Genomic DNA, 13030 nt, shown 5'->3' with positions numbered 1-13030 from the left:
TAAACAATGGTCCAATAATCGCTGAACCACCGTCCACATCTCCCTTCTCTCATCAACACTGTCAAAGAGCGAATTCAACCCCAGCCGCAAAAGCAGCCAATCGACCGTTTAAGGCTATGAGGCAGAATTTTTGCTGCAATCGAGCAAACCTCGAAAGCAGCGAAGAACCGTCATATAAGCATCCCGTCTGACTGTGTCAAGCGAGAAGCCTGTGTGCCGGTGTCGGAGTTTGCCGCCGACGAGGAGGTTTCTATGCATTCGAGCGGCGCGGGTCAAGCAACTTTTTACCAATAAGTCATTTTTTTAAATGCAGGCTCCAAATATGGCAGAAAACTGCGAATTGACAGCGCCTGCGATGCACGACATGGTTCTTGCGCGGCGCAGCGGATGGAAACCGGGGGAGCTTATCCTCTATGATATCCATGAAAGCGATGCGCTTATCCAAATCGAGGGCCCCATGCACGAAAAGACATCCACCGCGGCACGCCGGACAGAAAACAAATGGCTGAAATCTATGCACGATGGCCAGTGGCCGCATGCCATAGATCTGGCCCGCGATATTGGTGGAAAAAGCTGGTGGGCAGGCTTTGGGGCTTTGTGCGCGGGGCTTTTGTTCTCTGTTCTGCTGGGATTATGGACGCCTTCTGGCTCGGGCAATTTAAAAAACCAGACAGCCGCCACCGACAATGAAGCGCCCAATGATTCAGCCATGATGCCGTTTGCGGCCAATATCTCTGCGGCACCGCCACCGCTTTTGACCACCGCCCTTTCCGACACGCCCTCTGAAATCGTAGCCTCCGTGCACCATGAGGCGTCTTTGGACCAGCCCGCCCCCCTTGCCACTGCCCAATCGATCACCATCGGCCGCGGCGATACCATGATCGATGCGTTGATCAAGGCTGGCACCAATCGTACGGAGGCCCATAATGCCATCACCGCCCTATCCAAATTATTCGACATGCGCCGTTTGCGCATCGGGCAAGTGGTAGACCTGACCTTCGCGCCACATGAAGGGGTAAAAACACTGTCTCGTCTGGCCGTGCGCACACGATTCGATGAGCGGGTGGCTGCCCAACGGGATGACGATGGACAATTCCACGCCAAACGTGAGCCGCTACCCATCACCCCATTGCTGGCTTATGGCAGCGGAACCATTGATGACAGCCTGTATCTGGCAGCCCAGCGTGCCGGTGTTCCAGCCAAAGTGATTCTGGAACTGATTCTGCTTTATAGCTTCGACGTGGATTTTCAGCGCGAAATCCGCTCCGGCGATCGATTCGAGATTCTCTATCGCCGCGATGTGGCCCAAGAAGATGGGGTCGTTGAAGACGGGGCGATTCTGTTTGCCCGGCTTAATCTGCGGGGCCGTGACTTACCGCTTTATCGCCATATGCCAGCGGATAGCGACGACTGGGATTATTTCAATGAAGACGGCAAAAGCGTCCGCAAAGCCCTGATGAAGACGCCTCTGGATGGAGCGCGCCTGACATCGCGCTTCGGCAAACGCAAACATCCCGTATTGGGCTATGTGCGCTCGCATCAGGGAGCAGATTTCGGCGCCCCCACCGGCACGCCGGTTTATGCAGCCGGGAATGGCACCATCGAGCGGGCCAGTCGATTTGGTTCATATGGCAATTATATCCGTATTCGCCACAATGGCACTTATAAGACGGCCTATGCGCATCTGAGCAAATATGGCCGCGGCATAAAAAAGGGTGTGCGCGTAAAACAGGGACAAGTGATCGGCTATGTGGGGGCCACGGGCCGCGTCACCGGAGCGCATCTGCATTATGAAGTATATGTGGGCGACAAACGTGTCGATCCCCTGACCTTAAAGCTGCCCTCCGGGCGGGCATTGGACGGACCGTTCTTGCAGAGCTTTCAAGAAGCACGGGCCAGAATCGATGAAGATGTGCACGCCTTATCCCGTGCCAATGCCATTGTTTTTGCCGCAGTGGGCGAGTAAGGCTCGGCAATAGGCGCAAAGCGATCGAGAGAAGGATGCCCGTGTATAAAATACCGCGTTCCACAACCGGGACAAACCGGCCACAAATTTTCTTCAACAGCCTTTATGCTTTTGTGGACTTGGCTTTCGCACGGCAAGCGGGGGCATCTCGCTCTCCTCTTGATTATTGAAGGGCCAGAAAAGCACGAGGCTTCTCAAAAGCTGCCAAGGCACATCGTTTACAGCCGCGCGCTCGGGCGCTATCGGTAGATCAACAAAGACAGCTGGAAAAGTGAGACCCCCATGCGCCGTTCCTCGATTGCGATCGCCTTGTTGTGCAGCACCATGCCCTTCACCCAAGCCGTAGCACAAAACCGCACGGATACGGCGCAAGGCGTGGTATCGGATTTCCTCGGCTGCGATCCGCTGATCATCCCCGCCGAACGGCTGGCTTGTTATGATACAGTGCTCAAACAATATAAACTGAAATATGGCCTGATTGATGGTAGCCCGGATGCCATCGCCAAGGCCGACAAATCCCGTCCGCGCAGCTTCCCCAAAGCATCACCCCCCGGCGCGGTCCCTCATGGATATGTGGGGGAAGAGCGTTTGGGCACACCGTCAACCGGCAATCAATAAGCCTTGGCAAACCTTCCCGATGAATTTGAAGCGACCATTGTCAAGAAATGGAATGCTGGCACGTCCTTCCGGTCTCCGAATTTGAACTTCCTGTTCCTCGGTGGGCAAACCGGTTTCTTGGGCGGCGCGGCTGACCCTTGCGATACACCACCCGCAAATGCCGATTGGGAATATCCACGCACACAGACTGTTCTTGATAACTGCGTGGCTCAAGATATCGATCCCACAAACTTCACCCCCCGGGGCATCGAAACATTTTCAACCGGGTCGCCCGACCTTGATCCGGAAGAATCCTTCTCCTTGTCTGTCGGCGGCTCTGTCGATCAACCATGGTTTGATAGCTTTAACTTGCAACTCAATGCCACCTATTGGGAAATTGAGGTCAAGCGGGGCATCAGCCGCCCTGGCGAAGGGACAATCCTTTCCGAGTGCCATCAGACAGAAAATCTCAACAGTCCTTTCTGTAATTGCTTCGAACGGGACCCGGATACAGGCTTCGTGTCCTTTGTGGACAACACGCCTTTCAATCTGGGTGTTGAAAATGTCCGTGGACTGGATATAGCCTTGGCCTATGACAAGGGCTTCCGTGCAATGAAACGGGATTTCACTGTGGGGGCAAATGCGTCCGTCACCCGCTTGTTTGAAAGCAACGAATTCACCCCATTTGAAACCGGTGACATTACCGAAGACAATCTTGGCGATTTCGGCTTCTCCAAATAGCGCCTGACAGCCAATGCGCACATTGCAACAGGTCCGATCCAACTCTTGTGGAATGTCTCCTGGCGCTCAACCACCTTCTCCGATGCAGAAGACAGGGCCGATATTCTGGAGGATGGCAACTTCGATGATGATATCGAAGAAGCACGTGCCATCCACCGTGTTTCCCTGTCTTATGATTGGGGTACATGGAGCTTCAATGCCGGGATTCGCAACCTGACAGACAAAAAGCCTTCTATCGTCGATAACAGCTTTGCAATTGGTCCTAATGTGAATTTCGGAACAAGCAGTTCGGATACACTGCTTGGTCGTACCTTCACCTTCGGGATCAACAAAACCTTCTAATCCTTCCTAGGATTGAACAAAGAAAGGCCCGCCCCTTTATCGGGGGCGGGCTATTTTATTGGTGATCGGGTATTTTAGGGACTGGCCCCGAAGGGCCACATCCAATACAGCGATCAGGCCGCTTTTTCTTGCCGGTCGGCCACCGAAAGCCGCAGTTGGCCGCTTTCTCCAACACTGACCTTCACCGTCTGGCCATCCTTTACCTCACCTTTGAGGATAAGATCCGCCAGCGGGTTCTGCACCTGCCTTTGAATGGTTCGTTTCAAAGGCCGGGCACCATAAACCGGATCATAGCCCGCCTGAGCCAGCCAAGCGCGGGCTGCATCGTCCAGCTCCAGGGTGATTTTGCGGTCCACAAGCAGATCTTGCAGCCGTTCAAGCTGGATATCCACAATCCCCGCCATTTGATCGCGTCCAAGGCGATGGAACAAGATCACATCATCCAACCGGTTGAGAAACTCCGGACGGAATGCGCCACGCACCACGTCCATCACCGCATCGCGCGCCTGTTCCACATCCGCGCCATCCGGCAATTCCGCGATCACCTGGCTGCCCAGATTAGAGGTCAGAATAATCAGGCTATTGGTGAAATCCACCGTGCGCCCCTGCCCATCGGTCAGCCGCCCATCATCCAGCACTTGCAACAGCACATTGAATACATCGGGATGGGCTTTTTCCACTTCGTCGAACAGGATCACCTGATAGGGCCTGCGTCGCACGGCTTCGGTCAGCACACCACCTTCTTCATAGCCAACATAGCCCGGAGGTGCACCGATCAGCCGTGCCACCGCATGCTTTTCCATGAATTCCGACATATCCACGCGCAACAAGGCGTGCTCATCATCGAACAGGAATTGCGCCAGCGCTTTCGTCAGTTCGGTTTTCCCCACGCCGGTAGGGCCAAGAAACAGGAACGAACCAATAGGCCGATTGGGATCTTGCAATCCCGCCCGCGCCCGCCGCACCGTACTGGAAACCGCATCGATGGCTTCCACCTGTCCCACCACACGGCGGCCCAGTGCCTCTTCCATCCGCAACAGCTTGTCCCGTTCGCCTTCCAGCATTTTATCCACCGGAATCCCGGTCCAGCGCGAAATCACCGAGGCAATATCACTGTCCGTCACCTCTTCACGCAGCAATGTGTCGCCCGATATGCCGGACACAGCTTCACTATCGGCAATACGCTTTTCCAGATCAGGGATCACGCCATAAGACAATTCCCCGGCGCGGGCCAGATCACCGCGCCTTTGCGCCTGTTCCAGTTCGATCCGCGCCTGATCAAGCTGTTCCTTCAATTTCTGCGAGCCGGTCAGCTTGTCTTTTTCCGCCCGCCAGCGCACCGTCAGTTCGGCGCTGTGCTGTTCCAGATCCGACAATTCCTTGGAAAGCGTCTCAAGCCGTTCTTTCGAGGCCGCATCCTTTTCTTTCTTCAAGGCTTCCCGCTCGATCTTGAGCTGGATGATCCGACGGTCCAATGCCTCGATTTCTTCAGGTTTGCTTTCCACCTCCATCTTCAATCGCGAGGCCGCTTCATCCATCAGATCGATGGCTTTATCGGGCAAAAAGCGGTCCGTAAGATAGCGGTTGGACAAAGTGGCAGCCGCAATAAGCGCGCCATCGGTGATGCGCACCCCATGATGCAGTTCGTATTTTTCTTTCAAACCGCGCAAGATCGAAATGGTGTCTTCCACCGTCGGCTCTTGCACAAATACCGGTTGGAAACGCCGCTCCAGCGCCGCATCCTTTTCCACATATTTGCGATATTCATTCAGCGTGGTCGCACCAATGCAGTGCAATTCACCCCGCGCCAAAGCAGGCTTCAACAAATTCGAGGCATCCATCGCCCCATCGGCCTTACCTGCCCCCACAAGGGTGTGCATTTCATCGATGAACAAGATGATATCACCGGCACCATTGGTCACTTCTTCCAGCACGCCTTTAAGACGTTCTTCAAAATCGCCACGATATTTCGCGCCGGCAATCAAAGACCCCATATCCAAAGCCATGATGCGGCGATCGCGCAGCGATTCGGGGACATCCCCATTGGCGATGCGCAAAGCCAGCCCTTCGGCAATGGCGGTTTTCCCCACACCGGGTTCACCGATCAGCACAGGATTGTTCTTGGTCCGTCGGGCCAGAACCTGAATCGTGCGGCGAATTTCCTCATCCCGACCGATCACCGGGTCCAGCTTGCCATCACGAGCCGCTTGAGTGAGATCGCGGGAAAAGCGCTTCAATGCTTCAAAGCTGCCCTCGGCCCCGGCGCTATCCGCCGTGCGGCCTTTGCGAATATCATTGATCGCCTGATTCAAAGATTGGGCTGAAACACCTGCATCCTTGAGAATTTTTGCGGACCCGGCTTTCGCCTCCACCGCCAATGCCAACAACAGACGCTCGGCGGTTACAAAGCTGTCGCCGGATTTTTTGGCCAAGGCTTCGGCGCTTTCGAAAATACGCGCCAATGCCGGATCCAGATAAACCTGTCCGGCGCCGGCCCCTTCCACCTTGGGCAGTTTTTCAAGAGCGGCCTCGGTTGCCGCCAAAGCCTGCTCCGGCTTGCCGCCCGCTGCCCGGATAAGATTGGCGGCCAGCCCTTCCTTATCATCCAGCAGCACCTTTAAAAGATGCTCCGGCGTGAAGGTCTGATGGTTGGAGCGCAGTGCCAAACCTTGCGCCGATTGAATAAAACCGCGCGACCTGTCGGTATAGTGTTCCATATCCATGGATCATAATCCCATGCTTGGGCGCCCCCCTCTTAGAGGCGGCAGCGCCATGTCCCTGTTCAAATCGTCGTCACAAACACATCCATATGGCACGAAGGCGATCCTCCGCCCGGCATGTGTCTGGTTATGGATATGGTGTGCCACATCTGTGGCTCAAGTCTTTGATCTGGATCAGACCAGCGATTGACAGGGAGACGGGTTCGACAAGACAGGAAGTGCCCGGGAAAGAAAGGCAAGGGAGCGCAAGGCCCCTCCAATATGGGAGCGGCTCTTTTTGCATGGCTATAAAACAAAAATCCACAGCAAAGCGCGCCGCGAATAGGTTTCGCAGCGCGCTTTAATAACAGTCAGATACGCTTATTCGGCAGCCAGAGCGGCCGGAGCGACGGACTTTTTCTTTTTAATTTCAGACTTCAAACGACGGGCTTTCAGGGAAAGCTCGGCATCTTTGGCCTTCAAAAGATAATTGTCGAGACCTTCACGGTGATCGACAGACCGAAGCGTGCTCACCGCAATGCGGAAGCTGACCGCCCGGCCAAGGGTTTCGCTCATCAGGCGAACCCGTTTCAGGTTCGGCAGAAAGCGGCGCTTGGTGCGGATATGGCTATGACTGACTTTCATGCCAGTTTCCACACGCTTGCCCGACAATTCGCACACGCGGGACATGTCTCGATCCTCTTGCTTATGTGACAGCTTGGCACCGGCATCATGGATGCACCGTGACAAGCCCTAAATTTCTCATGGCCGTATGGTTGATCCGCTTACGGCAGACGCGGCATCTACACCGCTTATCCAGCGCCGTCAAGCCTTGCGCAACGCCGAACGCTTTGCAACCGCCTTAAAACCCGTCCGGTGCCCGCAGCTTCAGGCTCAAGGCATGGACCTGTTCACGCAGTTCCTGAGCCAAAAGTGCATAAACCATCCGCTGGCGCGCCACCGCCGATTTCCCCGCAAATTGCGCACTTTCCATTTCCAGATGAAAATGGCTTTCGCCGGTTTCGCGATGCCCTGCATGGCCTACATGCTTATGCGATTCGTCGCGCAAATCCATATGGGTCGGATGAAAGGCCGCCTCCAGCTTGTCATGAAGCGCTTGCCCCACCGGCCCCAACCCTTGATCGGATGCGTTCTGTTTTGTCATGGCATGGCCCTTCGGAAGGAAAAATCATCGTTGTGCTTGTTCCATGTCTGGCGATAACCGATATTGACTTTATGCGAAAGTCAGAACGTTTCCACGGCTGGGTTGACGATGGCACCGAACGGACGTGCGATCATCCCGATTGCACTGAAACCGGTGGCTTCCGGGCGCCGCGACGGGATCGCCGACCCGGCTGGCACTGGTTTTGCCTCGATCATGTCCGGGCCTGGAATGCCAATTGGGATTATACCGCCGATATGGGCGCGGATGCGGTGGACCGCTTGCGGATGGCCGCCCCTATGTGGGAGCGCGAAACATGGCCCATGGGCAGCCGTCCATCGGGGCTGCGCGGTGATGAGGATCTGATGGACCTGCACGGGATCTTTGCCCACACGCCCGGCTTTGGCACAAACGACACCGATGGTGCCCGCCGCCGCCCCGACGGGCAAAGGCTCAGCGCGAAAGATCTGGCGGCCCTCAAGGTGCTTGGGCTTGACGCCAGTGCAACAAAGCAAGACATAAAGACCTGTTACAAACGTCTTGTCCGGCGCTTTCATCCAGACAGACATGGCGGAGATCGCCGCTATGAAGCATCGCTCAGTGCCGTTATCCTTGCTTATAAGCATCTGACGCGCGAAAAAACATTAGCAGATTGATCGCCCTTTGTTGCGTATTCAACCAGATTGGAAAGACCTGTCGTGACCGTTTCTGAAAAACCCGCCCATACAAGCCTGCCCGACAGCACAATTTCGGCCCGCGATGCGTTTGGCATCGATCTGGATATGGAAGTACCCGCCTTTTCAGAGCGCACCGAGCATGTGCCGGATATCGATCCCACCTATGTCTTCGATCCGGAAACCACCGCGGCCATCGTGGCGGGCTTTGCCTTTAACCGGCGGGTGATGATCCAAGGCTACCACGGCACAGGGAAATCCACCCATATCGAACAGGTGGCCGCACGGCTGAACTGGCCGTGCGTGCGCATCAATCTCGATAGCCATATCAGCCGAATCGATCTTGTGGGCAAGGACGCCATCGTACTGCGCGATGGCAAACAGATAACGGAATTCCGCGAAGGGCTGCTGCCTTGGGCGCTGCAATCGGCCACCGCTTTGGTGTTTGATGAATATGATGCAGGCCGCCCCGATGTGATGTTCGTGATCCAGCGGGTGCTGGAAGTGGAAGGCCGACTGACCTTGCTTGACCAGAATCGCGTCATCCGCCCGCATCCCGCCTTTCGCCTGTTCGCCACCGCCAATACGGTGGGTCTGGGCGATACCACCGGGCTTTATCACGGCACCCAGCAAATCAATCAGGGCCAGATGGACCGCTGGAATGTGGTGGTGACCTTGAATTACCTGCCCCATGATACGGAAACGGAAATCGTACTGGCCAAGGTGCCAGGCTACCAAAATGAGGAAGGCAACAAGATCGTCAGCCAAATGGTGGCGGTGGCCGATCTCACCCGTGCCGGCTTTATCGCTGGCGATATTTCCACGGTGATGAGCCCGCGTACGGTGCTCACATGGGCGCAAAATGCCGAAATTTTCAAAGATGTTGCCTTCGCCTTCCGGGTCAGCTTCCTGAATAAATGCGACGAGGCAGAGCGGGCTTTGGTGGCGGAATATTACCAACGCTGCTTTGGTACCGACCTTCCTGAAGCCGCATCGCGCATTGCGCGGGCCAGCTAAAGATTGTCGCATCCGCTATGACAAACCCTGACAGATCCGCATCGGAAACCTTCAAGCACGTTTTGGCGGGCGCCACCCGTGCGCTTGGAGACAAGCCGGACCTGGAGGTGAATTTTAGTCACGACCGTCCGGGGCTGACAGGCAATGATCTCCATCTAAAAGCGCCATCCCGGTCCTTGCCGCCCGAAGAAGTGGCCGATTTGCGCGGTCAGGCCGATGGGTTCGCCATGCGCCTGGCCCACCATGATCCGCGCCTTCATGCCAAAAATGCCCCTGCAGGCGAGGTGGCCCGTTCGGTTTATGATGCCATGGAACAAGCGCGGGTGGAATCGATCGGCGCGAACCGCATGGCCGGCGTAAAAAACAATCTGGCCCACGCATTGGAAGCCCAATGCCGCACCCGCGGATTGCACCGTATCACCGAAGCCGGTGAGGTGGCCTTGTCTGATGTGGTCGGGCTGCTGGCACGCGAGCGCATGACCGGCGACCCCTCTCCCGCCAGTGCGGGGGCTGCCCTTGATCTGATGCGCGACTGGGTGGAAAGCCGGGCCGGTGAACGGCTGGACGGCTTGCGCGCTGCCATGCCGGATCAGGCCGCCTTTGTGCGTCAAATGCGCGGGCTGCTTGCCGACCTTGATCTGGCCGATGATCCCGAAGAGTCGGAAAAACCCGAAGACGCCGAGGACGAGCAAGAGCCGGACAAAGACGGACAGTCCGATGAGGATGCCGAAGGAGAAGGCGAAGGCGACGACGGCGATGGGGCCGCAGACACGCCAGAGGCCGCGGAAGACGACCAGCAACAGGCCGATGCTGAAGGTGGCGACAGCGTTGAAGTGGAAGGTGAAGACCTCTCCCAGAACGATGATAGCGACGAAAGCATGGAAGGCGCCATGCCGTGGCAGCCCAACCAGCCCTTGTCCGACCTTCCCAATTCCCCTTTCTACCGCGCCTTTACTCAGGAATTCGATGAAGTGGTGCGGGCGGAAGATCTCTGTGAAAATGAAGAACTGGACCGCCTGCGCGCCTATCTTGACCAACAAATGGTGCATCTTTCCGGAGCCGTAACGAAATTGGCCAACCGGTTGCAGCGGCGTTTGATGGCGCAACAGAACCGGTCTTGGGATTTCGATCTGGAAGAAGGCATTCTCGATTCGGGTCGGTTGAGCCGAGTTGTGACCAACCCCATGCAGCCCTTGTCTTTCAAGGCAGAAACCGACAGCGAATTCCGCGATACGGTGGTGACCTTGCTGCTGGACAATTCCGGGTCCATGCGCGGTCGCCCCATTTCCATCGCAGCCATTTCTGCCGATATTTTAGCCCGCACATTAGAGCGTTGCGGGGTGAAAACGGAAATTCTGGGCTTTACCACCCGTGCATGGAAAGGCGGCCAATGCCGCGAAAAATGGCTTAACCAGGGCAAGCCCGCCAATCCCGGACGGCTGAATGATCTGCGCCATATCGTTTATAAAACAGCGGATTCGCCGTGGCGGCGGGCGCGGCGCAATCTGGGCCTGATGATGCGCGAAGGACTATTGAAAGAAAATATCGACGGCGAAGCGCTGTTATGGGCCCATTCCCGCCTGATTGCGCGCCCCGAAGAACGCCGCATCCTGATGGTAATTTCCGATGGCGCACCGGTGGATGACAGCACATTATCGGTGAACTCCGGCACATATCTGGAACAGCATTTGCGCCAAGTGATCGGCTGGATCGAAACCCGTTCGGATGTGGAATTGCTGGCCATCGGCATCGGCCATGATGTGACGCGCTATTATCGCCGCGCGGTGACCATTGTGGATGCGGAACAGCTGGGCGGCGCGATGACAGATCAGCTGGCCGCATTATTTGCGGAACACCGGCGCAAATGGCGCAATGACGGTCCTGTGCGGGTTCTCTAGACATGAAGCGCTGGCTGGGGGTGGCACTGGATAGCCTGCTTCCGCCCCGCTGCTATGCCTGCGGAACATTGGTGGACCGGCAAGGGGCCTTGTGCGGCCCATGCTGGAGCGGCCTGCACTTTATCACCGCACCATCTTGTATGCGCTGCGGCTATCCATTCGAAATTGGCCTTGACGGACATCATATGTGCGGTGCTTGCCTTGCCCATCCACCGGCTTATGACCGCGGCATCAGCGCTCTTGTTTATGATGATGCCAGCCGCGCCCTGATTTTGGGTTTCAAACGCGCGGACCGGCTGGAACTGGCAAAACCACTGGCGGGGTTGATGGCACAGGCAGGGCGCGACCTTTTGGCGCAGGCGGATCTGATCGTGCCGGTGCCTTTGCACCGGACCCGCCTCTTGTCGCGGCGCTTCAATCAATCGGCTGTGCTGGCGCGGGCACTTGCGCAAATATCGGGCACATCATGGACCCCGTTCCTGCTTGAACGCACCCGCCGCACCCCCAGTCAGGGCGGCCTGAACCGGGCCGAACGCACCCGCAATGTGCGCGGGGCCTTCCGGATACGGCCCAAAGCACAGGCGACACATGTGCTCAGAAACACGCATATCTTGCTGGTGGATGATGTTTTGACAACCGGCGCAACGGTCACCGCCTGTACGGGGGTCTTGCGAAAGGCCGGAGCCAGTTCTATCTCGGTTCTCACCCTTGCGCGGGTTGTAACGCCAGGCCAAGGCCCGATATAGCAAGATCAAGAATTGCCAAAAAGCGGAGTTTCCATGGCCAAGATCGACATTTATACCAAAGCTTGGTGCCCTTATTGTGTTCGGGCAAAAGGCCTTTTAAAGCGCAAACAGCAGTCTTTCAGCGAGATTGATATCGGCTCGAAAGCGGAAAAGCGCGCCGAAATGATCTCCCGCTCTGGCGGGGCCTCCACCGTTCCCCAGATTTTCATCGATGGCAAGCATGTGGGCGGCTGCGATGATCTGGTGGCGCTGGATCGTTCTGGCAAGCTGGATGCCCTTTTAGGCGCATAAACATGTCCCGTCCCCTGACGCTCGGTCTTGTGCAACTGACCTCTTCGCTGGATGTGGCGCACAATGTGGCGATCACCAGCGATCTGGTGCGCAAGGCGGCGTCAGAGGGGGCGCAGCTTATCCTGACGCCGGAAATGACATCCTATATCGACCGGGATCGTGACCGGGCGCTCAAAACAGCCTGTCTGGAACAAGACGATCCGGCCCTGCCACAGTTTCAGGCTTTGGCGCATGATCTGGGCATTACCTTGTTGATCGGTTCATTGCCTATCCGACTGCCCCTGGAAGAAACCGAAGGCGAAGTGCCAAAGCTGGCCAACCGGTCTTTCCTGATCGGGCCCGATGGGGCGATCCTGGCCCGTTATGATAAAATTCATCTGTTTGATGTTAGTTTGGGACATGGTGAAGGCTATTGCGAATCCGCCAGCTATCAAAGCGGAGATCGCGCCATCGTCGCCGATAGTGGGGTGGCGCGTTTGGGCCTGAGCATCTGTTATGATGTGCGCTTTGCCGCTCTTTACCGGGCCTTGGCGCAAGAAGGAGCAGAGATATTGACCGTTCCCGCCGCCTTTACCCGCACAACGGGCAAGGCGCACTGGCATGTCTTGCTGCGTGCTCGGGCCATTGAAACCGGCAGTTTTGTAGCCGCTCCGGCGCAAACTGGTCGCCATGAAGATGGCCGCGAAACCTTTGGCCATTCTTTATTGGTTAGCCCTTGGGGCGACATATTGGTAGATGGGGCAACGGATGTGGGTGTGAGCGTTGCCCGCATTGATCTGGAGGATGTGGCACAGGCCCGGTCGAAAATTCCCGCCTTGCGCCATGACAGGACCATCAGCATAAAACACGCATAACCGGCCCCTTGCTTGCCATTTTTCTCATCAAGGCCTAAAGGAA

General features: G+C 56.5%; 13 protein-coding genes. 10 read left to right on the top strand and 3 right to left on the bottom strand.

The window, feature by feature from the left end; all coding sequences use genetic code 11:
* Positions 1-322 precede the first annotated feature (322 nt).
* The 4 genes from IEX96_RS04885 (at position 323) to IEX96_RS14240 (ending at position 3646) form a co-directional block, all read left to right on the top strand.
* Positions 323-1966, top strand: coding sequence for a M23 family metallopeptidase (locus tag IEX96_RS04885; protein WP_188873551.1), 1644 nt, complete (start codon positions 323-325; stop codon positions 1964-1966).
* 282 nt (positions 1967-2248) lie between these two features.
* Positions 2249-2584, top strand: coding sequence for a hypothetical protein (locus IEX96_RS04880; protein WP_150004487.1), 336 nt, complete (start codon positions 2249-2251; stop codon positions 2582-2584).
* A gap of 3 nt (positions 2585-2587) precedes the next feature.
* Positions 2588-3304 (top strand): TonB-dependent receptor domain-containing protein, encoded by a 717-nt coding sequence (locus tag IEX96_RS14010; RefSeq protein ID WP_188873550.1) that lies wholly within the window; start codon positions 2588-2590, stop codon positions 3302-3304.
* A gap of 45 nt (positions 3305-3349) precedes the next feature.
* The gene (locus tag IEX96_RS14240; RefSeq protein ID WP_188873549.1) at positions 3350-3646 is read left to right on the top strand and encodes a TonB-dependent receptor; all 297 of its coding nucleotides are present in this window, start codon (positions 3350-3352) and stop codon (positions 3644-3646) included.
* A gap of 113 nt (positions 3647-3759) precedes the next feature.
* Here IEX96_RS14240 and clpB read toward each other — a convergent pair whose 3' ends face one another.
* The 3 genes from clpB to IEX96_RS04855 all read right to left on the bottom strand — a co-directional run bounded on the left by clpB (position 3760) and on the right by IEX96_RS04855 (position 7510).
* Entirely contained in the window at positions 3760-6369 is a 2610-nt protein-coding gene (clpB, locus tag IEX96_RS04865) for an ATP-dependent chaperone ClpB (RefSeq protein WP_188873548.1), read from the bottom strand.
* A 357-nt stretch (positions 6370-6726) separates the two neighbouring features.
* On the bottom strand, positions 6727-7035 hold the full coding sequence (rpmB, locus tag IEX96_RS04860; protein ID WP_150001380.1) for a 50S ribosomal protein L28: 309 nt from the start codon (positions 7033-7035) through the stop codon (positions 6727-6729).
* Positions 7036-7207: 172 nt separating this feature from the next.
* Entirely contained in the window at positions 7208-7510 is a 303-nt protein-coding gene (locus IEX96_RS04855; RefSeq protein WP_150004484.1) for a BolA family protein, read from the bottom strand.
* Between the two features lie 71 nt (positions 7511-7581).
* Here IEX96_RS04855 and IEX96_RS04850 point away from each other — a divergent pair, with 71 nt between their 5' ends.
* The 6 genes from IEX96_RS04850 to IEX96_RS04825 are packed head-to-tail and all read left to right on the top strand — an operon-like array spanning position 7582 to position 12987.
* A complete protein-coding gene (locus IEX96_RS04850; RefSeq protein ID WP_188873547.1) occupies positions 7582-8163 on the top strand; it encodes a J domain-containing protein in 582 nt (193 codons plus the stop codon).
* 42 nt (positions 8164-8205) lie between these two features.
* Positions 8206-9198, top strand: coding sequence for a cobaltochelatase subunit CobS (cobS, locus tag IEX96_RS04845; RefSeq protein WP_229773537.1), 993 nt, complete (start codon positions 8206-8208; stop codon positions 9196-9198).
* Positions 9199-9215: 17 nt separating this feature from the next.
* Entirely contained in the window at positions 9216-11096 is a 1881-nt protein-coding gene (gene cobT / locus IEX96_RS04840; protein ID WP_150004481.1) for a cobaltochelatase subunit CobT, read from the top strand.
* 2 nt (positions 11097-11098) lie between these two features.
* Positions 11099-11842, top strand: a complete 744-nt coding sequence (locus tag IEX96_RS04835) for a ComF family protein (RefSeq protein WP_150004480.1) — start codon at positions 11099-11101, stop codon at positions 11840-11842.
* A 33-nt stretch (positions 11843-11875) separates the two neighbouring features.
* Positions 11876-12133: a glutaredoxin 3 gene (grxC, locus tag IEX96_RS04830; RefSeq protein WP_150004479.1), complete on the top strand. Its 258-nt coding sequence runs from the start codon at positions 11876-11878 to the stop codon at positions 12131-12133.
* Positions 12134-12135: 2 nt separating this feature from the next.
* Positions 12136-12987, top strand: a complete 852-nt coding sequence (locus IEX96_RS04825) for a carbon-nitrogen hydrolase family protein (protein ID WP_150004478.1) — start codon at positions 12136-12138, stop codon at positions 12985-12987.
* Positions 12988-13030: the final 43 nt, after the last annotated feature.

It is taken from the genome of Iodidimonas muriae, assembly GCF_014647255.1.
Classification (GTDB): domain Bacteria; phylum Pseudomonadota; class Alphaproteobacteria; order Sphingomonadales; family Rhodothalassiaceae; genus Iodidimonas; species Iodidimonas muriae.
This window is presented reverse-complemented; position numbering and strand designations above follow the sequence as displayed.